This window comes from Sphingomonas sp. IC081, from assembly GCF_006874585.1.
Taxonomy (GTDB): Bacteria; Pseudomonadota; Alphaproteobacteria; order Sphingomonadales; family Sphingomonadaceae; genus Novosphingobium.
Genome location: NZ_CP029761.1, coordinates 1,443,907 through 1,466,507, shown reverse-complemented (window position 1 = coordinate 1,466,507; position 22,601 = coordinate 1,443,907). Strand labels below are relative to the sequence as shown.

Annotated in this window: 14 protein-coding genes and 2 pseudogenes; 8 read left to right on the top strand and 8 right to left on the bottom strand. The window is 63.0% G+C overall.

Annotated features, from left to right (window positions below; translation table 11 throughout):
• Window positions 1–251: 251 nt before the first annotated feature.
• Window positions 252–509: pseudogene (locus DM450_RS26525) on the top strand (Arm DNA-binding domain-containing protein); the annotation flags it as partial.
• Window positions 483–980: a phage integrase central domain-containing protein gene (locus tag DM450_RS07040; RefSeq protein ID WP_409529362.1), complete on the top strand. Its 498-nt coding sequence runs from the start codon at window positions 483–485 to the stop codon at window positions 978–980. The pseudogene DM450_RS26525 and the gene DM450_RS07040, both read left to right, overlap by 27 nt.
• Here the strand turns inward: DM450_RS07040 and istB are convergent.
• The 3 genes and pseudogenes from istB to DM450_RS07025 form a co-directional block, all read right to left on the bottom strand.
• Entirely contained in the window at window positions 964–1,692 is a 729-nt protein-coding gene (gene istB, locus DM450_RS07035; protein WP_013831348.1) for an IS21-like element ISSsp4 family helper ATPase IstB, read from the bottom strand. The genes DM450_RS07040 and istB overlap by 17 nt on opposite strands.
• Window positions 1,679–3,109, bottom strand: a pseudogene (gene istA, locus DM450_RS07030) (IS21 family transposase); the annotation flags it as partial. The gene istB and the pseudogene istA, both read right to left, overlap by 14 nt.
• A 119-nt stretch (window positions 3,110–3,228) precedes the next feature.
• Window positions 3,229–7,185: an AAA family ATPase gene (locus tag DM450_RS07025; RefSeq protein ID WP_142633644.1), complete on the bottom strand. Its 3,957-nt coding sequence runs from the start codon at window positions 7,183–7,185 to the stop codon at window positions 3,229–3,231.
• A 1,170-nt stretch (window positions 7,186–8,355) separates the two neighbouring features.
• Between DM450_RS07025 and DM450_RS07020 the strand changes: the two genes are divergently transcribed.
• Window positions 8,356–11,715, top strand: a complete 3,360-nt coding sequence (locus DM450_RS07020; RefSeq protein ID WP_142633642.1) for a PAS domain-containing hybrid sensor histidine kinase/response regulator — start codon at window positions 8,356–8,358, stop codon at window positions 11,713–11,715.
• Here the strand turns inward: DM450_RS07020 and DM450_RS07015 are convergent.
• Complete coding sequence (locus DM450_RS07015; protein ID WP_142633640.1) at window positions 11,689–12,318, bottom strand: LuxR C-terminal-related transcriptional regulator; 630 nt, start codon at window positions 12,316–12,318, stop codon at window positions 11,689–11,691. The genes DM450_RS07020 and DM450_RS07015 overlap by 27 nt on opposite strands.
• 45 nt (window positions 12,319–12,363) lie before the next feature.
• Window positions 12,364–14,313, bottom strand: coding sequence for an acetate--CoA ligase (gene acs / locus DM450_RS07010; protein WP_142633638.1), 1,950 nt, complete (start codon window positions 14,311–14,313; stop codon window positions 12,364–12,366).
• A gap of 212 nt (window positions 14,314–14,525) precedes the next feature.
• Here acs and DM450_RS07005 point away from each other — a divergent pair, with 212 nt between their 5' ends.
• The 4 genes from DM450_RS07005 (at window position 14,526) to DM450_RS06990 (ending at window position 18,739) form a co-directional block, all read left to right on the top strand.
• Complete coding sequence (locus DM450_RS07005) at window positions 14,526–15,974, top strand: DcaP family trimeric outer membrane transporter (RefSeq protein ID WP_221889456.1); 1,449 nt, start codon at window positions 14,526–14,528, stop codon at window positions 15,972–15,974.
• Window positions 15,975–16,027: 53 nt separating this feature from the next.
• Window positions 16,028–17,695 (top strand): MFS transporter, encoded by a 1,668-nt coding sequence (locus DM450_RS07000; RefSeq protein ID WP_142633636.1) that lies wholly within the window; start codon window positions 16,028–16,030, stop codon window positions 17,693–17,695.
• Between the two features lie 94 nt (window positions 17,696–17,789).
• On the top strand, window positions 17,790–18,305 hold the full coding sequence (locus tag DM450_RS06995; RefSeq protein WP_142633635.1) for a GNAT family N-acetyltransferase: 516 nt from the start codon (window positions 17,790–17,792) through the stop codon (window positions 18,303–18,305).
• A 92-nt stretch (window positions 18,306–18,397) separates the two neighbouring features.
• Window positions 18,398–18,739, top strand: coding sequence for a PilZ domain-containing protein (locus tag DM450_RS06990; protein WP_142633633.1), 342 nt, complete (start codon window positions 18,398–18,400; stop codon window positions 18,737–18,739).
• Window positions 18,740–18,804: 65 nt separating this feature from the next.
• Here the strand turns inward: DM450_RS06990 and lpdA are convergent, their stop codons facing one another.
• The 3 genes from lpdA to DM450_RS06975 are packed head-to-tail and all read right to left on the bottom strand — an operon-like array spanning window position 18,805 to window position 21,941.
• Window positions 18,805–20,232: a dihydrolipoyl dehydrogenase gene (gene lpdA / locus DM450_RS06985; RefSeq protein WP_142633631.1), complete on the bottom strand. Its 1,428-nt coding sequence runs from the start codon at window positions 20,230–20,232 to the stop codon at window positions 18,805–18,807.
• A gap of 4 nt (window positions 20,233–20,236) precedes the next feature.
• A complete protein-coding gene (locus DM450_RS06980; protein ID WP_142633629.1) occupies window positions 20,237–20,629 on the bottom strand; it encodes an acyl-CoA thioesterase in 393 nt (130 codons plus the stop codon).
• Window position 20,630: 1 nt separating this feature from the next.
• Window positions 20,631–21,941, bottom strand: a complete 1,311-nt coding sequence (locus DM450_RS06975) for a pyruvate dehydrogenase complex dihydrolipoamide acetyltransferase (protein ID WP_142633628.1) — start codon at window positions 21,939–21,941, stop codon at window positions 20,631–20,633.
• Between the two features lie 173 nt (window positions 21,942–22,114).
• On the opposite strand from DM450_RS06975, the gene DM450_RS06970 reads away from it, so the two are divergent.
• The gene (locus DM450_RS06970; RefSeq protein WP_142633626.1) at window positions 22,115–22,570 is read left to right on the top strand and encodes a universal stress protein; all 456 of its coding nucleotides are present in this window, start codon (window positions 22,115–22,117) and stop codon (window positions 22,568–22,570) included.
• The last annotated feature ends 31 nt before the right edge of the window (window positions 22,571–22,601 follow it).

The following is a 22,601-nucleotide window of genomic DNA, read 5'->3' as shown; positions in this document are numbered from 1 at the left end:
CGATTGTGGGGGCATCGAAGGGGGCATTTCCTGAAAACGCCCCCTTAAAAATCACGATTATGTCGGGTCAAAATCAATGCAGTCCGAATTCCACCTCTTCCGCCAGGCGGCCTTCCTAGAACATCCCGAAAAGTCCCAAAAACGGCTGATTTTTGCCGTTTTTTCTGCTATCATCGTTCCCGCTTAGACCTGCTTTGTTCCACTCTAGCCCATTGCAGAGTGGGGTACAAAGTGGGGTATCGGAATCGGGAATGTGGGGTATCGTGCTTACGGATAAACAGGTGCTGAATGCCAAGCCGCGGGAGAAGCCTTACAAGCTTTCGGATTCGGGCGGACTGTTCCTTTATGTGACGAAAGCCGGACTCAAATCCTGGCGCATCAAGTTCAGGTTCTAGGGCAAGGAGAAGCTCCTGACCTTTGGATCTTACCCGGACGTCAAGCTCAGCCAGGCCCGGGACAAGCGAGACGCTGCTCGCAGACAGATCCAGGACAATGTCGACCCCTCTGGTGTTCGCAAGCGTGCCCTCGAAGCCAAGGCGGCGGAAGCTGCGGAACTGGCGAAACTGGTTACCTTCGAATCAGCCGCTCGAACTTGGTTTGGAATGCACGCCCCTCGTTGGTCGCCAGTCCATGCCGGCGACGTGATCTCAAGCCTTGAGCGGGATGTGTTCCCCTTACTGGGGGCAAGGCCTGTCGTGGCCATCGACGCGCCCGCCGTGTTGAAGGCGGTACGTGTCGTGGAGGATCTCGGTGTCAACCGGCGCGCAAAACTGACCCCCTATCGGCGCCCAATATTGACCCCACCTTTCGGTAGTCTGGCGGTTATCCCGGTAGTCGATAGGAGGGGCCCACGGACGACGACGCGCACCGTCAGGTGTGCTGGCGGCGGCGTCCGTGGGAGGTCCCTGTTGACCCACCGGGTTAACCGCCGGGGATGGGGGTCCGGGGGAAGGGGTTTTCGGCTCAGTTCCGGTTTTTGAACCGCCAGCTGTCATTGCCCGTCTCGATGATGTCGCAGTGGTGCGTGATGCGATCGAGAAGAGCGGTGGTCATCTTGGGGTCGTGGAAGACGCTCGGCCATTCGCCGAAGGCGAGATTGGTCGTGATAATGACCGAGGTCTTTTCGTAGAGCTTGCTGATCAGGTGGAAGAGCATCTGGCCACCGGACCGGGCGAACGGCAGGTAGCCGAGCTCGTCAAGCACCACGAGATCAAGCCGCGAGAGTTGGGTGGCAAGGCTGCCGGCCTTGCCCAGGCGAGCCTCTTCCTCAAGCCGGTTCACCAGATCGACCGTATTGAAGTATCGGCCTCTGGCACCGGCGCGCACCACTGCGGCGGTGATGGCGAGAGCCAGATGAGTCTTGCCCGTGCCTGTTCCGCCGATCAGCACGATATTGCGCCGTTCCGGCAGGAACGAGCCCGTATGAAGCGAGCGGATCAGTCCTTCGTTGATCGGCGTGCCATCGAACATGAACCCATCCAGGTCCTTGATCGCCGGAAGCTTGGCTGCGGTCATGCGATAACGGATCGATGCCGCATCCCGGTGCGCCGTCTCCGCACGCAACAGGTCGCCCAACATCTCCATGACCGTTCTGTCTCGGCGGATGCCGTTGGTGACGGCATCATCGAAGGCCGCCACCATGCCCTTGAGCCCCAGCCCCTTGAGGGCGGCCATGATCTCATGCCGCTGCATCGAGGTCTCGCACGGTATCGTAGCGGCCGCAGTTCGCCTCTGGCGGATGCTTGAGCTTCAGGTTGACGACGACGTCCATAGCCTGGGCATCATGAGGCTCGCGGCGACGGGACAGGATGTTGAGGATGATCTCGTCGCTGATAGTACCGGCGCTGAGTGCCTCGCGCACTGCGGCCTCGACAGCCTCCAGGCCATCTTCGGGGACAGCGGCGAGGACGCGTACAAAGCGCCGGTCGGCATCGTCGCCCTTGCCCAACTTACGCCGCAATTGGGCCAGTGCAGGTGGGAGAGCCCAGTCCTGGAAGGGAGCACCATTGCGCAACGCACCGGGCTTGCGGGCGAGGATGGGCAGGTAGTGCCATGGATCGAAGATTGTCTGGTTCCGGCCGAAGACCCGTTCGTGTTCGGCCACGACAGCGCCGTCGCAGCGGATCACGATGCGCGTTGCATAGGCCCGCACCTGCACAGCCTGATGGGCCGCCTTTGCCATCACCGAGTACCGATTGCGATCGAAGCTCACGAGGCACGTCGAACTGGCTACGTGTTCGCTCTCGAAGAACCCGTCGAAGGGAACCGGTAGCGGTTGCAGCATCGGCCGCTCCACCTCCAGCGCCTGCGCGATCGTCATGCCTTCCTGGTCAGGATGCTGGTTGCGTTCCGCCCAGCGCCGGCACTCGGCTTCCAGCCAGATGTTCAGTTCCTCGAGGCTGGCAAAGCGCAGGCGCGGCTTGAACAGGCGCTCCCTACTGGTCTGAACCTGGTTCTCGACCTGACCCTTCTCCCACCCTGCGGCAGGACTACAGGCCACCGGCTCAACGCGATAGTGGTCCGTCATGATCAGAAACCGCCGGTTGAACAGGCGTTCCTTGCCGGTGAACACCGTCGTCACCGCCGTCTTCATATTGTCGTAGATGCCGCGCGTCGGAATCCCACCGAAGAAGGCAAAGGCGCGGGCATGTGCGTCGAACACCATCTCTTGCGTCTCGCGAGGATAGGCACGGACAAATGGTGCCCGTGACCAGCAAAACCGCATATGCGCGACCTTCACGCGCATTGGCTTGCCGGCGATCTCGACGTCCTCATGGCTCCAGTCGAACTGGTAAGCCTCGCCGGGCCGGTACATCAACGGGATGAACGCCTTGGTCATATCGCCGGCGTCAACGCGACGCTCACGCTTCCAGCGTGCAGCATAGCGCCGCACAGCGTCATAAGAGCCGCCAAACCCTTCGCGCTGAAGCAGATCATGGATCCGCGTCATGCGAAGCCGGTCACGCCGGGGCAGCCCTTCGTTCTCTTCAAGCAGTTCTTCCAGGCGAGTGCTGAAAGGGCCGGTCTGCGGCCGATGCTGTTCCTTGCGCTCGTAACTGGCATCCGCGTTCGGCGCCCGGATCGCCTTGCGCACCGTGTTGCGCGACACGCCGGTTATCGGCCAGTTGTGCCAAAAGCGGCCGTTCGTTGTGGCTGAGCTAGGAATCCGCTTCCCAGCAGCACCGTTCTAAACGTGGGCGCTGGACGCCTCGCGTGATCGTCGATACGCTAGAAAAGCGTCCCTAAGACCTTCCACGTTTGATCGACGATCGGAACCCCAGCGGCCGGCGCGACACCCTTGACGGGGAATTGAACGAACTCACCTTCACCTGTCTGACCGACATTTTCGAGATAATAGACGCTTTGCGATCCGGGCATCGGCTTACCAAGCCGCTTTAGATAGGCGAAGTGCTCGCTCGAAAACTCGTCGGCACGCGCCACGACTGCGAGAATGCGTCCATCGAGGAGGGCTAAGTCAGAAGCGGCGCCCAACAGCACATGGCCGCGGTCGAGCGCGACGGGAAAAGCGCTGTCGCCAACGACCTCAGCCGCCGCAACAACCTGTCCCAAGTCCGACGAGTGGTCTGTCTCGACCGCTTCATCTTGTGATTTCGGCACGGCGGTTTCGTCGAACAGGACTCCGATTACCTTGCTCAGATGCGCGCTGCTACGCTGTACAAAATGCGACTGCGGCACTCGAGGATTGGTCGACGGCATGGTTTCAAGCGAAATCCGCGATAGGTCCGCTCTATCAATGCCGATACGACGTGCGTAGGTCCTTCCTGGAGTGCGCACGATTGCGAGGTCGCCATTGCGTACCTCAGCGGTCGCGGACACGATGAGAGTCTGCCCTGGAAAGGCGACCAATCCCATTGTTGGCGCGCGCAAAGTGAAGAGCGACACATCACCCAGCGAGGCAAGGTCCAGGCGACCGGTCGCCTCTTCGATCGTTGTCAACGGAGCCCCGGACGCGCGGGCGGCCAATCGACCTACGACACAGATTGGCGTACTCGGAAGCGCCACCAGTTTGAGGCTTGGGACCGCCCTTTGCGCCTCCGCCACCGCCAGCTCGGGCGGGAGGCGCCCGATGAACCGCGCGTATGCGAGCCAGCAGGCATCGATAGCAGAGAATACCTCCTCATAGCCCTGCCGAACGGCCTCGGCCTCGATTGGGGTGATTTGATCGGCGCGTCCGTGATGCGCCTTGTTGATGACGTCGCGAAACGCTGCTCCTGCCTTCAGTGCCGGCAGGTCGAGCAGGCGCCGGAACGGTTCTTCGTTGAAAGGACGCTCACCGCGGTTTCGGGCATTGGCTATCTTGCCAAGCAGGTCGCCCATCGTTGGATCATGGAGGACTGCCGGATCGGAGGCGAGGAGATCCCACAGCTTGATCTCGATTCGAACGCGAACGGGATGCACGAATGCACGCGCGAGATTCGTGTCGTTGGGATCGGTCTTTTGCCAGTGTTCGCACCGTACGCGGACCTCATCCGCCACCGGCGCGAGGCTCACGGTGCATTTCGAAGTCGAGACAGCAGAGAATTCCCAGGTTTCGGTCCGCGCGGCACTTGATGGCGACTTGGCAGCGACGAATGACTCGATAGTTGGGATAAAGCCGAAATCGTTGCTGACGATGATCGGATTCAAGCCTTCGGCAATCAACAGCGGCACGGTCGCCGCGAGGTTCGCGACATTTCCCGGATCGAGCAGATCCTGGGGGTCATCCATGAGAAAGGCGGAAATGCCGCCCGAACGCGCCCATACCTGTTGCCAAAGGGCCAGCACAAACGCCGACAGGAAGGCACGCAGTGCTGACGCATTCATTACATGATGCGCTTCGACCAGATGTTTTCCCTGCGCCGCTAGGAACGTGAATCCGTCGCTTTGGGCGGAATCGAGACCTGCATATTCCGGCGCTTGCAGGAAGTGAGCCCGATACATGCGCCGCGACCATGTGGTTGCTTTTTCCTGCAAATCCGTGATCAAGCCAGCGACCTGATTGTGGACGAGGTCGGGAAATTCTTTGAACGGCTCGACGGCTTTCGCCGCGCGAGTGAGTTTCTCAATCCTTGTACGGGCCTTGGCCCAACGTTCGCAGCTATCCTTGATTTGCGCCAGCTGTCGCCGGATGCCGGCGAACATGGTCGCGACCTCCAGGTGGCTTCGCAACACCACTAGCTGGCCTTGGATGGTACGCTCATTTGCGACGATCGCTGCCTCATCGTCATCGGTACGAATCACCGTGAGGATCGCGGAACGTGCAAATTCAGCATGCGCGGCACGATAACGGGACAGCGCTATCGCCCTTCGCACCCCGCGGATGGCGGCACGGAGGCCTTCGTTGTCGGGAATCTCTACCGGCAGCGTCACGCCCGGCAGCGGCTCGCGGATGGGGGCCTTGCTCCAGGCTGCCTTGCAGAGCCCATCGACGGCAGTCGCCATCGGTTTCAGCAAACGTGGAAAATCGGGCAATTGGAACACTTCGCGAGCCAGCGCCGATTCATAGATCGACGCGAGATCGTCGGGCACGGCTTTGTCTATGAACCTGCGCAGCTTCTCCGGAATTCGGTCGCGCAAGCTATGCTTGGTGTCTCGCTCCCATTCTGCCGCAGTCTTCAGCATGGCCTTATCCGAGTGGCGCGCATCCTCCAGGGCTTGTGCCACCGATTTGTCCAACAAGGCGTCCGTAGGGACTGCGCCGGGCTGGGTTAGATCGCGTTCGCAAACGGGGCAGGCCGTGAAGGCGTGACCGGGGCGCGATGCTTCGTGCCATTGCGCTACCAAGCCGTAGAGGCGCAGGCGGCCGGCGCGGCCGGCATTTGCCAATTGCGTAACCAACGTGGATGCCTCACGTTCAATATCATCCAATATCGCTTCCGCATCGGTCAGGTCCGCCTCGCCCAGCTCTCCGAGCGTTTGAGCGAGCTGCATCGACGGCAGGCCCTTGAGCGCCGCGAAGCTGAAGCAATTTTCGGCGGCTTTGATCGCTTCTTCAAAACGCTTGATGTCGGATTCGCTGGTCAGCGGCGGGAGCGTTCCCAAGATCGACCGCGCATCGGCCGCGGCTTGCTCCTCGGCCGCTTTGAGAAGTGTCTCTGCGTTGGTCAGACCGTCCCTCCACGCGTCCGGCGTCGTTTCCTTCGGCAACACCACGCAACCAAGATCCGGAAGACCCTCACCATCCTTCAAAAGATCCTGGAGCGTCTGCAGCTGTCGGAATGCGCTGGTTTCGCTGGCCTCTTTTTCTTCGCTGGCGAGCTTTGGATATTTTTTCGTCAAACGCTCGTGCAGACGCGCGCTTCGCGCGCCAAAATGAGCGAGTGGGCGTAAACCTGTCAGTGTCGAGACCGCCTGGGAGAGCGTTGTTTTGTCATCAAAGCGGGTCGCCGCTGCGATCCCAGGCATCAATGTGCCGACCTGCAGCGCAAGGTCCGATAGGCCAAGCCTGTCCAAGCCGCTAGCGCTTGTCTTGTAGCTCTTCTTGCCGTCCCGTTCGAGACGACGTTCGACGTCTACCTCGCTGCCATCAACAAGCGATCGAAACTTGAGGCGAACCCATGTGTCGACCTTCGGTTGCCCATCGACCGCGACTAGTTCCGTTTCGGTCGGGATCGGCACTATAGGCGGCAATTCAAAACCGGCATTGGTGCCGGTATCGTCGTCGCCAGCGACTTGAATATTGATCGGAATATGCAAGGGAGAGGGAAGCCCTTGGGATCGATGTCCATATCCGGTTAGGCACCAGCAGATCGCGCTGATTAGCGATGTTTTCCCTGCGCCATTGAAACCCCGAAACAGTGTCGCGTCGCACGAAAAATCCAGTGTGAAGGCGACCGGATCGCCGCCGGCTTCGTCGCAATGGCGATGAAGTCCGCGAAATCGATGGGCGGTGACACCGACCAATTGCCAGCGTTTGTGCGAAGCGGACGGCCGCACTGACGGCGAGGTTGCTGGGACCGGTTTGTCGAGCGAATCGAGAAGCCGATCAATCTCCCCGTCCAGGATGTTTGTGTCTTTCTCCGGGTTCCAATAGGCTTGGCGATTTTGATCATAGAAGGCGAGTACAGTTCGGCTGTCCGGCAGTGGCAGTGAGAACTCGACACCGCCAGAGACGTGCAAGACATCACCGACAATCAGATGCCCAACGACTTCGTCCAAGGTCAGGTCTGCGATATCAATCGCCACAAGCCACCTCCTCTGAACCCGGCCCGGCTTATCCGTCACGCCCCGGCCTAGGTTTGAATAGTTCCTCATCACACAGCGTAGACGCGAATGCTTTCCGCGTCTGCTAATTATTTGGGAGACTTGCCTTGCCTTGCACTGAAATGGGTCGGTCGTTGTATGTCCTCTGTGGCCATATTCGAAGCTGTAAGCGAGCTGACTGCTGACGGCCCAGTTTCAGTTGTTCCAAGATGGCAGCCGGGCGACCGCTGAAAGTCGGCTTTTGACGAGAGCCGTTCGGCATGTCGGGTGCGAACGGCGGCAAAGTCCCAGGGCGAGCCATTGGGCCGACGTAGCGCAGCTGCTGAGTGAACGTCGGCTTATCTAGGGCGGTCGCCCCGAAGGCGACTGTCGGCTAGGTCCCAAGGCGAGCCGTTTAGCTGGCGTTGTGCAGCCGCCGAGCGAAGGTCGGCTTTCCTCGGGTCGCCGCCGGTAAGCCGACTGTCGCGATGTCCCAACTCGCGTCGTTCAGACGGGCGCATCCCCGCCGCTTCGTCTTCTCGCCCGCGGCACACGTCGAGCGCTACCGACTATCGCGATAGCACTTCCCAAAAGGTGGCCAACAACCAACAGCGCGAATTCCGGCGTGTTCTCGACCAATTAATGAAGAGGTATGACGCTTTAGCGAGCATGAGGAAATGCGCTAGCTCGCGCTGCTTCCCTCTGATAAGTCAGCTGAGAGCAAGGACGCCCGCCCTCATCGTTCGAAACGGTGCCGGAGGAGAGAAACCGATGCCGGCTGTATGTCAGGTAACCGGTAACAAAGGCGTCAGCGAATCAGAGAATTGAACCGCCGGAGCCGCTCTTTCGCCAGAGCGTCATCGCAAAGCCGTTTTTCTGTGGGTTCGATTTCCACTTTCCAGCGTTTCGAAAAGTAGGGTACAAGTCGGGGTATCGGCTTGTCCTACAAAAGGCGGAAATGGCGGAATTCCGAAGGAAATCGGGGTCTTTCGAATCCCACCTCTCCGCCATAGCCTGTTCCAGCTTGAATTCCTGACGATACAGGTACCGCTCCGCCACCAAGGTTGCTACCGTCCAGTTTGGGATACGTGACGGGGAGGCTGCCCGAGTGACTGGGAACCTCTGGCAGTTGCCGGAAGGCGTATGCGGCGTGAACTTGCGGGCCTTCCTGTCATGAGCCTCATTGCGTGCATATCGATTGCCCTGGCACTGATCGTGCTGCTCTTTACGGTTGCCGCCTTTGTCGAACGGCGCGGCCATGCCCTCCGGCGATGGCCCGCTTTGCGCCACGGTGCCTATACGCTGGCACTAGGTGTCTATTGCACCAGTTGGACGTTCTATGGCGCCGTCGGTAGCGCGGTGCGGGGCGGATGGGGCTATTTGCCCATCTATCTCGGTCCCTTGCTCCTGCTGCTTTTTGCGCCTCGGTTCCTCAAACGTCTTGCCGAAGCGGTAGCCGAGGAGCGCGCAACCACGGTATCCGACTTCATAGCGGCGCGCTTCGGTCACGACAGCACGGTGGCGCGACTGGTCACGTTGATCGCTTTGCTCGGGTCGATTCCCTACCTAGCCTTGCAACTTCGCTCCATCGGCAGCGCCCTTTCGATCGTTTCCGGTCATGACGTCATGACGCCGGCCATGGTGGCAGGTGCGGCGCTTCTTGTGCTTTTTGCCGTCTTGTTCGGGGCAAGGCGCTTCGAACTTGCGGGACGAAGCGAGGGGCTGCTCTACGCGATCGGCGTCGATTCCGTGATCAAGCTAGGCGCCCTCCTGCTTGTCGCGGGAATGGCGGCATGGTTGGTCTTTTCAGCGCCGTCGGAATGGATGACGCGGGGCCTCGCGCGGTTTGGCGCAGCATTCTCGCCGCGCGGGATCGATCTCGAATTCGCGGTCATTCTGCTTATCTCGATCTTTGCCGTCGTCGCGCTCCCGCGCCAGTTCTACATGGGGCTGGTCGAAGCGCAAAAATCCGACGATCTCGTGCGCGCCAGGTTCGGACTGGCCGCCTATATCCTGGTCATGGCACTAATGGCCTTGCCCATAGCGCTGGCAGGCCTTTCGCTCCTGCCGCCAGCGACGCGACCGGACCTGTTCGTGCTGCAACTGCCTGCCGTGGCCGGTTCGCAGCTGGTGCTCGCAGCCGCCCTGCTCGGCGGCATCGGCGCCGCGGCATCGATGGCGGTAGTCGACAGCACGGCACTGGCAACAATGGTCTCCAACGACCTGTTCGCTGGAGCCGTGCTGCGCCATCCTTCGGCAGCCGCGGGCGCGATTGGTGAGCGCATGCTGGTGCTGCGCCGCCTCTCGATCGCCGGGATCATGCTGCTTGCGCTCGCCTTTGCCCTGCTGATCGGCCGAGAGCAGTCGCTGGCGTCGATGGGGCTCGTCGCCTTTGCCGCCATGGCCCAGTTCACTCCGCATTTGCTGCTGGCCACGACCGGACGGGGCCGCGACCCGCTGGCCGCCCGCGCCAGTCTTGTCACCGGCCTGACGTTCTGGTGCTACACCCTCGCCCTTCCCCCCATCCTCCCACCAGAGTGGCTGGCAATGCTGCAAGGGACCGTGCTTGACCCCATGCGCCTGTTTGGGCTCGGGCAGGCCAGCCCATTGGTCCACGGCGTGACATGGAGCCTTGGCGCCAATTTGCTGGTTCACGCAGCCGTTGCCGCCCGCAAGATGCCGGGGCCGGCGCTGCCACGCCTCTTTGCCGTGCAGCGCCGTGTTTCCAACCTTGGCGAACTCAGCCAGCTGGTCGCCGGATTCGTGGGCGAGGATCGCGCGCTGAGGGAGTTCCCGCAGACACTGCACGCAGCGCCGGTGACCCAGAATGCTGCGCGGCAAGCCCAGGACCTGATTGCCGGGGTTGTCGGGGCCTCGTCCGCCCGCGCGCTCATGGCGTCGGCCCTGGCGAGCGGGCATATGGCGCTCGACGATGTTACCCGCTTGCTCGATCAGGGCGGCCGATCTCTGCGGTTTTCCCGCCAGCTCCTGGCATCGACTTTCGAGAACATCGACGCAGGGATCAGCGTCGTCGATGCCGAACTCAACCTGATCGCCTGGAACGCCCGCTACGAGGAATTCTTCGATTATCCCGCCGACCTGCTGCGCGTCGGCGCCCCGATCGAGGCCTTGATCCGCCACAATGCCCAGCGCGGTGATTTCGGCACCGAGGATATCGAGATGAAGATCGCGCGCCGTCTGGATCACCTGCGCGCGGGCAGCATCCACAGCTTCGAACGCCGCCGCAACGACGGCCGCGTCATCAAGACCGTGGGCGGGCCGATGCCGGGCGGCGGCTATGTCATGTCGTTCACCGACATGACCGAGGAAGCGCGGGTGCGAGACGAACTCGAACGCACGCTGGAGGAACTGGAACATCGGGTCGAGGATCGCACCCGCGAACTGACCGAGGCCAACCGCCTGCTCGCCCGCGCGACGCAGGACAAGACGCGATTTCTTGCCGCCGCCAGCCACGACCTTCTGCAGCCCCTCCACGCCGCCCGGCTGTTCACCGCTGCGCTCGGCCGCTCGGCGCAGGAGGGAGAGAAGCCTCTGGTGATGCGGGTGGACAATGCCATCATCGCCGCGGAGGAACTGCTGCGTGCACTACTGGACATCTCCCGCCTCGATGCAGGCGGTGTCACGCCTAGCCCCGAACCGGTCGACCTGAGCGCATTTCTTGCCGACATGGCCGAAAGTTTTCGTCCAATGGCGGACGCCAAGGGGCTGAATCTGAAGATCGGCCCGCTGACCGGCCATGTCGAGACCGACCCCGGGCTGCTGCGCTCGGTTATGCAAAACTTCCTTTCCAACGCGCTTCGCTACACCCGGCATGGCGGCGTCCTGATCGGTGTGCGGCGACGGGGGGACCGGCTGCGTATCGACGTGATCGACACCGGCGTGGGCATACCCGAGGCCCAGCGCGATGCCGTGTTCAGCGAATTCACCCGCCTGGGCACGGTGGATACTGAAGGGCACGGGCTCGGGCTTGCTCTGGTGGACAGGATCGTGCGCCTGCTGGGAGGACAGATCGAGGTCGCTTCTCATGAAGGGCGTGGCAGCCGCTTCAGCCTTCTTCTGCCTGCCATGGCCAGCGCGCCGGCGCCAAACCCCACATTCGACGTGCAACATGCCGCGAGTATCATTCCCGCACATCGGCTTTCGGTGCTCATCGTCGACAACGAACCACTGATCGTCGAGGCGACCTCGGCACTGGTAGCGCATCTTGGGCACGCGGCTTTCGGCGCATCGAACATCGCCGACGCACAAGCCATGGCGGAGCGGATCGATGTCGTGCTGGCAGACTATCGGCTCGATCGCGGGGAAGACGGCCTCACGCTGATCGTCCGTCTGCGCAGCCATCGGCCGGACCTCCCAGCGGCCATCCTGACGGCGGAGACATTCCCGGAACTGCGGATCAAGGCCGATGCACTGGGCGTGCCGGTCTATGCCAAGCCCGTCGACCCGGCGCGAATCGAAGCCTTCCTGGCGGGCATTACCCCAGGTTCAGTGCTGGAGATGAAGGCCCAGTGAGCGGGCAACAAGCGCCGCCTGAGTGCGATTTCGCACATCCAGCTTTTTCATCACCGCCGTCATGTGTGCCTTCACGGTCGCCTCGCTGATGCCGAGGGTATAGGCGATCTGCTTGTTGAGCTGGCCGTCGAGCACGGCCAGCAGGACCTTGAGTTGCATCGGCGTAAGATTGGCCACCTCGCGTCGGATCGGATCGAGTTCGGCATCGGTGGTCGTGACAGCAGCGGGCGTTCGTCCGCCCAACGCCGTGGCGACGGCGGCTTCGATGGTCGAAAGATCGTTGTCCTTGCGCAGGAAACCGATGGCACCGAACGCCCGTGCCTCATCGGCGGCGGACGCCCCCTCGGCGCTGGACACGACCAGGATCGGCACTTCGGGACGCTCTGCATGGATAAGGGCAATGCCGGAAAAGCCCACGGCCCCCGGCATCTTGAGATCGAGCAACACCAGCGCCAGCCCCTCTCGCTCCGACGCCAGGCGGGCCGCTTCGGCAAGGGTCCCGGCCTCCACCACCATGGCATCGGGCGCCACCTGCCCCACCGCCAGGGCAAGGGCCTGGCGATAGAGCGGATGATCATCGGCGATGAGTACGGTGCGGGTCATGTCACCGCAATATCACGGCTTTCGAAGGGCGCCAGCCCGCACGGCTCACGCCGTTGCAGGCTGGGGACGATTGGCGATCAGGTTGTCGACCACCGAAGGATCGGCCAGGGTCGACGTATCGCCAAGGTTGGAGAAGTCGTTCTCGCCGATCTTGCGCAGGATACGCCGCATGATCTTGCCCGAACGGGTCTTGGGCAGGCCCGGCGCGAACTGGATGACGTCGGGCGTCGCGATCGGGCCGATCTCGTGGCGGACCCATTGGACCAGTTCCTTGCGCAGCGCCTCATCCGGTTCGATTTCGGCGTTGCAGGTGACAAAGGCGTAGATGCCCTGCCCCTTGATCTCGTGCGGCATGCCGACGACGGCTGCCTCGGCCACGGCATGATGCGCGACCAGCGCCGATTCGATCTCGGCCGTACCCATGCGGTGCCCCGAGACGTTGATGACGTCGTCGATACGGCCGGTGATCCAGTAGTACCCGTCCTCGTCGCGGCGGCAGCCGTCGCCAGTGAAGTAGTAACCCGCGAACGTCGAGAAATAGGTCTGGAAGAAGCGTTCGTGATCGCCCCAGACGGTCCGCATCTGTCCCGGCCAGCTGTCCGCTATCACCAGGCAGCCGTCGGTTGCCCCTTCAAGCACGCCGCCCTCGTTATCGAGCAGCATCGGCTTCACGCCAAACATCGGCTTGCTGGCCGAACCGGGCTTGAGCGCGGTGGCACCGGGCAGCGGGGTGATCATGGCGCCGCCGGTCTCGGTCTGCCACCAGGTGTCGACGATCGGGCAGCGCCCTTCACCGACGACCTCGTGATACCAGGACCAGGCTTCGGGATTGATCGGCTCACCGACCGACCCCAGGAGGCGCAGGCTCTTGCGGCTGGTCTTCTTCACGAAATCGTCGCCTTCGCGCATCAGCGCGCGCAGGGCCGTGGGCGCGCCGTAGAAGATTTCGACCTGGAACTTGTCGACCACCTGCCAGAAGCGGCTGGCGTCGGGGAAGTTGGGCACCCCCTCGAACATCACCGTGGTCGCCCCGTTCATCAGCGGGCCGTAGACAACGTAGGAATGTCCGGTCACCCAGCCGATGTCGGCGGCGCACCAGTAGATCTGGCCAGGGCGATAATCGAAGACGTATTCGTGCGTCATCGAGGCCCAGACCGCATAGCCACCGGTGGTATGGAGCACGCCCTTGGGCTTGCCGGTGGAGCCTGAAGTGTAAAGGATGAACAGCGGATCTTCCGCGCTCATTTCCTCGGGCAGGCAATCCGCAGGCTGGGCGGCGACCGCGGAAGCCCAGTCGATGTCGCGGCCGTCCACCATCGGCACGTCGGCACCGGTGTGGCTGAGCACGATCACGCTGTCGACACCCGGGCAAGCCTTGAGCGCCTCGTCGACATTGGCCTTGAGCGGCACCTTCTTGCCGCCGCGCAGACCTTCGTCGCTGGTGAGGACAATCCGGCTGTCGCAGTCCTGGATGCGGCCGGCCAGGGCATCGGGCGAGAAGCCGGCAAAGACGATCGAGTGGATCGCACCGATGCGCGCGCAGGCCAGCATGGCGACCGCGGCTTCGGGTACCATCGGCAGATAGATGGTGACACGCTCGCCCCGCTTGACGCCGCGGGCCTTCAGAAGATTGGCAAAGCGGCAGACCGCCTCGTGCAGCTCGCGGTAGGTAATCCGGCGTTCCGGGTTCTTCGGATCGTCCGGTTCCCACAGGATGGCGATGGCATCGCCGCGCTCGGCCAGATGGCGATCGAGGCAATTGGCGGAGAGATTCAGTGTGCCGTCGGTGAACCACGAGATGCCGAAATCCGCCTCGTGGAAGCTGGTCTGCTTGACCACGCTGAACGGCTTGATCCAGTCGATCCGCTGGCCTTCCTCACGCCAGAACCCATCGGGATCGGCGATCGAGCGCTCGTACATCTGCTGGTACCGGGCCTCATCGATCAGGGCGTTCTGGGCCCATTCTGCAGGCACGGGATAGATGGCCTCGGCCATGATTCCTTCTCCTCTCCACGGGACTGTATCCGGCAATCCCGGCTTTGCACCAGCCCTTAGCACGTGGGCCTGTCCGCATCGACATTAGACAATGGTCGAAGCTCTTCCACCTTGGTCTGGATGGCCCGTGTATGCCTGCTGGCGGATGGTGTCCCGGTACCGAGACGGATCCCATGCGAGGCGCCGCCGGTCCGGAATGGAGAGGGACAACGATGCACGAGCGAACCCGATCGCTGGCGCGTGCGCTGATGGCGGCAAGCTGCCTGATCGCACCGCAGGCGGCCCACGCAGCCACGGCGCGCGAGGAGCAACTCGAGGCGCGCCTGGAAAAGCTGGAGACGGAAATGGCACAGCTTCGTTCAGACCTCGCCCAGGCCCGCCAGCAGCAGGTCCGCGATGCTTCTGCCGCGCAAGGCGCGATCGCCGCCGCCAATGCGCGCAGCGAAGCTGCCGCCACCCGGATCGCGGCAGTCGAGGCTAAGGCGTCCGGCCCGGCAACGGCAGCAGCGACCGCTCCGGCCGCGCCACCCGCCGACGGCTTCCGCTCGGGCAATTCCGCGATCAACATCGGCGGCTACATCAAACTGGTCGCCACTTCGAGCCACTTCAGCGACGGCAAGGTCGCCACCAACACCTTCGGGCGCGACTTCTACCTGCCCCAGGCGATCCCGACCGGCAGCGGCCAGAGCACCGACGCGACCGACTTCAACGCCAAGCAGTCGCGCCTCTGGGTCGACGTCAACACCCGGCTGGGCGACCACGCGCTCAAGGCCTATGTGGAGGCGGACTTCCAGACCTCGCCCGGCATCCAGGCCTCCAAGCGCACGACCAACGGCTATAACTTCACCCTGCGCCGCGCCTACATGCAGTTCGATCGCTGGCTGATCGGACAGGAGTGGACAACCTTCCAGTACGTGCCGGCCCTGCCCGAATCGACCGACTTCGTGGGCGTCACCGAAGGCACCGTCTTCGCGCGCCAGCCGCTGATCCGCTACAGCCTGCCGATCGGCAAGCAGGCCACGCTGCACCTGGCGATGGAGCAACCGGAAACGGGCACGGTGGACACCGGCTCGCCAACGATCATCGAGAACGGTGATGAGCGCATTCCCGACTTTGTCGCCCGTCTAGCCTGGAAGGGCGGGATCGGCGAGCTTTCGCTGGCGGGCCTCGCCCGGCAGGTTCGCGTGCAGAACGGCGGAAAGGACGCCAGCACCACCGGACTTGGCGTCAGTGCGGCCGGCAAGCTCTGGCTCAACGGCAGCAAGACCAGCGACCTTCGCGCCATGGTCACATACGGGCACAACATCAGCCGTTACCTCGGCCTCAACTTCGCGCCGGACGCGGTCTATTCGCCCGCGACCAACTCGCTTGAAAGCGTGGATGCCATGGCCGCCTTCGCCGCGCTGCATATCGCGCTTGGCACCAACTGGCGCGCCAACGTGATGGGCAGCTGGCAGCGGGTCTACTACTCCCGCGACCTTGCCTTCGCCGATATCGCCACCTTCAATCGCCAGGCATGGAGCGGGGCGGCCAACCTGTTCTACTCGCCCTACCGCAACATCGATCTCGGCATCGAGTACCGTCACGGCGAGCGCGATCTGGTCGACGGCGACAATGGCAATCTCGACCGTCTCGAATTTGCCGCTAAGTATAGTTTCTGAAGAAAAATCCCGCGGAAGTACAACACTCTGGGGGCACAATAAGGGAGAGTGCAATGGCATCGACATATGACGCCTTGCCGAAGCATCATCAGGCGACGCAGAGCGAAAAGCTCGTCATCACCGCCTCATCGCTCGGCACCGTTTTCGAGTGGTACGATTTCTACCTTTACGGCCTGCTGGCGACGTTCATTTCGAAGGTCTTCTTTGCGGGCGTGAACGAGACGACCGGCTTCATCCTCGCGCTCGGCGCCTTTGCCGCGGGCTTCGCGGTGCGGCCGTTCGGCGCACTGGTGTTCGGACGCATCGGCGACCTGGTCGGGCGCAAGAACACCTTTCTTGTCACCATGGGCCTGATGGGCGCTTCCACTTTCGCGGTCGGCCTGCTGCCGGGCTACGAGACGATCGGCGTCGCCTCGCCCATCATCCTGGTGGGCCTGCGCATCGTCCAGGGACTTGCCCTCGGCGGTGAATATGGCGGTGCGGCGACTTACGTTGCCGAACATGCACCCAACAACAAGCGCGGGCTATACACCAGCTTTATCCAGATCACCGCGACTTTCGGGCTCTTCGCCGCGCTGCTGGTCGTACTCGGCTTCCGCACGGCAATGGGTGAGGACACCTTCTCCGGCTGGGGCTGGCGCCTGCCGTTCCTCGTCTCGTCGATCCTGCTGGGCGTCTCGATGTGGATCCGCCTCCAGCTCAACGAGAGCCCCGTCTACCAGAAGATGAAGGACGAAGGCACGACCTCGAAGGCCCCGCTGACCGAAGCCTTTGGCCAGTGGAGCAATCTCAAGTTCGTGCTGATCGCCCTGTTCGGCGCTGTCGCGGGGCAGGCGGTGGTCTGGTACGCGGGCCAGTTCTACGCGATGTTCTATCTCGAGAAGATCCTCAAGGTGGACGGCGCCACGACCAACACGCTGATCGCCATTGCCTTGGCGCTGGGCACGCCGTTCTTCGTGTTCTTCGGCTGGCTGTCCGACCGCATCGGCCGCAAGTACATCATCCTCGGCGGCTGCGCGCTGGCGGCAGTGACCTATTTCCCCGCCTTCCACGCGCTTTCGGACGCCGCCAACCCCGCACTTGCCCGGGCTACCGCAACCGCCTCGGTCATCGTCCACGCCAATCCCGGCGAATGCTCGTTCCAGTTCGACCCCGTGGGCAAGAACAAGTTCGACGCGTCGAGCTGTGACATCGCCAAGGCCTTCCTCGCCAAGAGCGGCATCAACTACAGCAATGTCGAAGTGCCGGCAGGCACGATCGCCTCGGTCTCGGTCGGCGGCAGGACGCTGGCGGCCCCCAACCCTGCGCTGGTGTCGGAAAAGGATCGTGCCGCCGCCATCACGGCCTACCAGGACGACGTGAAGGCTGCCCTTGCCGAGGCGGGCTATCCGGCCAAGGCCGATCCGAACGCGATGGACAAGATCACGGTCGTCGCCGTGCTGTTCTACCTCGTGGTGCTGGTGACCATGGTCTACGGTCCGATCGCGGCGATGCTGGTGGAACTGTTCCCGAGCCGGATCCGCTACACATCGATGTCCCTGCCCTATCACCTCGGAAATGGCTGGTTCGGCGGTTTTCTGCCCACCACCGCCTTTGCCATGGTCGCCGCCACCGGCGACATCTACTACGGCCTGTGGTATCCGGTCGTCATCGCCGCGGCCACGGTGGTGATCGGCCTGCTGTTCCTTCCGGAAACCTTCCGGCGGAACATAGACGCCTGATCCGCCGTCAAAAGGCCCGTATCCTGATCTCGATCAAGGTGCGGGCCCTTGCGGCGGTCTAAGGAACCCACACTTCTCGAGTGGAGTCTCGTCCATGTCTCTGAATGACGTCATCACCCTCCCCACCCGTTCCGGCATCGAACTCGAAGTGCGTCCCGCACGGGAAGACGACGAGGCCGCGCTGACCGCCTTTTTCGAACGCGTCGAGGACGAGGATCGCCGCTTCCGCTTCTTCGCCGCGGCGGACAAGGTCAGTGCCCAGCAGATCGCCCCGCTGGTCCATGCCGACCAGTTCCGTACCGAATCGTGGATCGGTTTCGACAAGGCCAGCGGAGAGATCGTCTCCTCGGGCGTGCTTGCCAGCGATGCTGACCGCGACACCGCCGAAGTCGCCATTTCGGTGGCAGGTGCCTACAAGGGCAAGGGTATCGGCTGGGCCATGCTCGACTTCCTCGGCAAGCAGGCCGAGGCGCAGGGCTGCCGCCGCGTGATGTCGATCGAAAGCCGGGAAAACAGTGCTGCGATCGAAGTCGAGCGTGACAAGGGCTTTACCCCCGAGCCGTTCGACGGAGACCCGACGCTGGTCGTGCTGTCGAAAGCCTTCCGTTAAAATTCTCCAATCCGGATCCTTTTGCCGCGCCGCAGTAAGCTGCCGGTAAAATCGTCGGGTCCAAGGCGGGTTTCCATCGATGGAGACCCGCCTTGTCGTTTTATCCGCGCCTCGTTACCGGCCCACCCACCCAGGACCAGTCCGAGCGGGCCGAACGGGTAAGCGTCACTCTGCTGTGCGAAGTGCGCCAGGGATCCCGCCCCTGGAAAGCCGCGCGCCTCGACGATCTTGCCCCCGGCGGGTTCCGAATCGCGTGGCTTCCCGAGGTGCGGGACGATCTGCCGCTGCGCATCCGCATTCCCGGCCTGCACTTGCTCACTGCGCGGGTCTGCTGGAGCCGTGACAACATGGTAGGCTGCGAATTTGCCGAACCGCTCCACCCGGCTGTTTTCGAGCACATCGCCCGCACGACCGGCAACGGATCCTCTGTCTGACACGCAAATGAAAAAGGCGGGCCTTCGCAGGCCCGCCTTTCGCATTTCGAAACCTGAATGTCCGATCAGATGTGCAGCGCGCGCCCGTAAGCAGCCAGCACCGATTCGTGCATCGCTTCCGAGATCGTCGGATGCGGGAACACGGTCTGCATCAGTTCGGCCTCGGTGGTCTCCAGCGTCTTGCCGACGACGTAGCCCTGGATCATCTCGGTCACTTCCGCGCCGATCATGTGGGCACCCAGCAGCTCGCCGGTCTTCGCATCGAACACCGTCTTCACGAAACCTTCCGGTTCGCCCAGCGCGATGGCCTTGCCGTTGCCGATGAACGGGAAGGTGCCGGCCTTCACCTCGTAGCCCGCTTCCTTCGCCTTCGCTTCGGTCATGCCGACCGAGGCGATCTGCGGGTGGCAGTAGGTGCAGCCCGGAATGTTGCGGCGGTCGAGAGCGTGCGGATGCACGTCCTTGTTGCCCAGTTCCTTGGCGATCGATTCGGCAGCGGTAACGCCTTCATGGCTCGCCTTGTGCGCCAGCCAGGGGCCGTCCACGCAGTCGCCAATGGCCCAGATGCCCTTGACGTTGGTCCGGCCGTAGTCGTCCGTCTTGATGTGGAAGCGCTTGTCCGGTTCGATGCCGAGGTCTTCCAGACCGATGTTCTCGACGTTCGGCACGATGCCGATGGCAACGATCATGTGGCTGAATTCATGCGTGGCGGCCTTGCCGGTCTTGTCGGTGATGGTCACCTTCACGCTGTCCTTGCCAACGGCCAGATCGCTGGTCTTGGCGCCGGTCATGATCTTCATGCCCTGCTTGGTCAGCGCCTTCTCGAGGAAGGACGACACGTCGGCATCTTCCACCGGCACGATCCGGTCCATCATCTCGACGACCGTGACGTCAACGCCCATGTCGTTGTAGAAGCTGGCGAATTCGATACCGATCGCGCCCGAACCGATGACCAGCAGCTTGCTGGGCATTTCCTTGGGCGTCATCGCATGGCGATAGGTCCACACGCGCTCACCGTCGGCCTTGGCGTTCGGCAGATCGCGGGCGCGGGCGCCGGTGGCGATGATGATGTGCTTGGCGGTGAGGGTCTCGGTGCCCTTCTCGCCGGTCACTTCCAGCTTGCCCCCAGTGCCGTTGCTCGCAACAAGCTTGCCGGTGCCCATGTGCACGGCGATCTTGTTCTTCTTCATCAGGTGCGTGACGCCCTGATTGAGCTGCTTGGCAACGCCGCGCGAACGCTGGACAACCGCGTTCAGGTCCGCCGTGATGTTCTCGGCGGCGAGGCCGTAGTTCTTGGCGTGCTTCATCTGGTGGAACACCTCGGCCGAGCGCAGCAGCGCCTTGGTCGGGATGCAGCCCCAGTTGAGGCAGATGCCGCCGAGCAGTTCACGCTCGACGATGGCGGTCTTCAGGCCCAGCTGCGCGGAACGGATCGCCGCGACATAGCCGCCCGGGCCCGAGCCGAGGACGATGACGTCATAGGTATCAGCCACTGTCTTACTTCTCCTGATCGATGACGCGCGGTTTGCCGAATTCGTTCACCGCGACGAAGGTGAACACGGCCTGCGTCACCTTCACTTCTTCTTCTTCATGCCGATGGCGGCGCCACGCCTCGATGGCGATCGTCATCGAGGTGCGGCCGACCCGCTTGATCTCGCCATAGACGGAGACCTCGTCACCCACCTTTACGGGCAGGTGGAACTGGGTGCCGTCCATGGCGACAGTGACTGCGCGGCCGCGCGAACGGCGGGCGGCGATCAAACCGGCGCCCATGTCCATCTGGCTCATCAGCCAGCCGCCGAAGATGTCGCCGTAGGCGTTGGCATCGGCGGGCATCGCCGTGACCCGGATCACCGGGTCACGAGGGCAGCCCTTGGTCTCGTCGATCATCTCAGGCGACCATGCCCAGCGGCGTTTCGATATATTCGCGGAAGGCGGCCATGAGGCGGGCGCCGTCGGCACCGTCCACCGCGCGGTGGTCGAAGCTGCCGGTCGCGCTCATGACGGTGGCGACGCCCAGCGAATCGTCGGGCATCACCCACGGGCGCTTGTCGCCCGCGCCGACCGCGATGATCGTCGCCTGCGGCGGGTTGATCACGGCGGTGAACTGCTTGATGCCCATCATGCCCATGTTCGAGATCGAGGCGGTGCCGCCCTGATATTCGAGCGGCTGCAGCTTGCCTTCCTTGGCACGCTTGCCGAGATCCTTGGTCGCCTTGGCGATTTCGGAGAACGACTTGCCGTTGGCGTTCTGGACGATCGGGGTGATCAGGCCGTTCGGGATCGAGACGGCAACCGAAACGTCGGCACGCGCATACTTGATCAGCTCGTTACCGGCGAAGGTCACGTTGCACTCCGGCACATCGATCAGCGCGCGGCCAAGGGCCTTGATCAGCATGTCGTTGACCGAAACCTTCACGCCCTGCTTTTCGAGCATGGAGTTGATCTCGGCACGCAGGGCCATCAGCTTGTCGAGGCGCACGTCCACGGTGAGGTAGATGTGCGGCGCTTCCTGCATCGACTGGGTCAGGCGGCGCGCGATGGTCTTGCGCATGCCCGAGAGCTTTTCGACGGTGTGCGGGATGCGGTCGTCAAGCAGAGCGCGGGTTTCGGCAGCCATTTCGACCGAAGCGGGCTTGGCTTCGCCAGCAGGAGCCGCAACGGGTGCAGCAGCCGGAGCGGCGGCCTTCGGCGCGGCAGTACCGGGCTGGGCGGCTTCGACGTCGGCCTTGACGATACGGCCCTTGGGGCCGGTGCCGGTGACGGCGGCAAGGTCAACGCCCTTGGCGGCGGCCACGCGCTTGGCGAGCGGCGAGGCGACCACGCGGCCATCCTTGCCGGCGACAGCAGCAACCGGTGCCGAAGTGACGGGCGCCGGGGCAGTAGCGGGGGCGGCGGCAGGCGCAGCAGCCGGAGCGGCAGCGGCCTTGGGGGCGGCGGCAACGGCGCTGACGTCTTCGCCTTCACCGGCGATCACGGCGATCACGGTGCCGACCTTCACGCCTTCGGTGCCTTCGGGCACCAGAATCTTGCCGACGACGCCTTCGTCCACGGCTTCGAATTCCATGGTGGCCTTGTCGGTTTCGATTTCGGCCATGATGTCGCCGGAATTGACGGTGTCGCCTTCCTTAACCAGCCATTTCGCCAGTTTCCCCTCTTCCATCGTGGGGGACAGGGCGGGCATCTTGATCTCGATGGGCATGGAAGCTTGTGTGTCCCTTGTTATCCTGGGGAGGTGTGCGGGGTTGGCCTTTCCTTGGACAAGTTGCGCGCAGCATACAAGCGCCTTCGCAATCCTTTTGCCATTCGTGATCTCTTGCACAGCGACCTGAATGGCCCGATAAGCGCTGTCCAAGGGGATCAAGGCTAAAAATCATGCGCGTCTATCTGGTTATCATAGACGAAACCGAAGAGGCGCTGGTCGCCCTGCAATTCGCGGCTCGCCGCGCGGCAAAGACCGACGGTGCACTGCACCTGCTGGCGCTCGTTCCGCCCCAGCCTTTCAACGCCTTCGGCGGTGTTCAGGCCACGATCGAGGAAGAAGCCCGCGCCCGCGCCGAAACACTGGTGACGGCAGCGGCCGGCAACCTCTTGTCGCAAGGCGCGAAGATGCCGGTCATCGCGGTGCGTATGGGCGAGGACATCAAGATCGTGCGCCAGTACCTGAAGGAACACCCGGAAGTTTCCGCGCTGGTTCTGGGCGCGGCCAAGGAGGGCGGCCCCGGTCCGCTGGTGGCACACTTCACCGGGGCGGGTCTTGGCCACATGCCGTGCCCGGTTTTCGTGATCCCCGGGACGCTCGATGCCGATGCGATCGAGCGCCTGAGCTGAACCGGGGGCGTTGTCGGCTCCTGCCCGGAGC

What these genes read in the sequence shown, in the direction of transcription:
- istB (WP_013831348.1), bottom strand. Translation starts at nt 1,692, where the DNA reads ATGCAGCGGCATGAGATCATGGCCGCCCTCAAGGGGCTGGGGCTCAAG.
- DM450_RS07020 (WP_142633642.1), top strand. Translation starts at nt 8,356, where the DNA reads ATGAGCCTCATTGCGTGCATATCGATTGCCCTGGCACTGATCGTGCTG.
- DM450_RS07015 (WP_142633640.1), bottom strand. Translation starts at nt 12,318, where the DNA reads ATGACCCGCACCGTACTCATCGCCGATGATCATCCGCTCTATCGCCAG.
- acs (WP_142633638.1), bottom strand. Translation starts at nt 14,313, where the DNA reads ATGGCCGAGGCCATCTATCCCGTGCCTGCAGAATGGGCCCAGAACGCC.
- DM450_RS07005 (WP_221889456.1), top strand. Translation starts at nt 14,526, where the DNA reads ATGCACGAGCGAACCCGATCGCTGGCGCGTGCGCTGATGGCGGCAAGC.
- DM450_RS07000 (WP_142633636.1), top strand. Translation starts at nt 16,028, where the DNA reads ATGGCATCGACATATGACGCCTTGCCGAAGCATCATCAGGCGACGCAG.
- DM450_RS06995 (WP_142633635.1), top strand. Translation starts at nt 17,790, where the DNA reads ATGTCTCTGAATGACGTCATCACCCTCCCCACCCGTTCCGGCATCGAA.
- DM450_RS06980 (WP_142633629.1), bottom strand. Translation starts at nt 20,629, where the DNA reads ATGATCGACGAGACCAAGGGCTGCCCTCGTGACCCGGTGATCCGGGTC.
- DM450_RS06975 (WP_142633628.1), bottom strand. Translation starts at nt 21,941, where the DNA reads ATGCCCATCGAGATCAAGATGCCCGCCCTGTCCCCCACGATGGAAGAG.
- DM450_RS06970 (WP_142633626.1), top strand. Translation starts at nt 22,115, where the DNA reads ATGCGCGTCTATCTGGTTATCATAGACGAAACCGAAGAGGCGCTGGTC.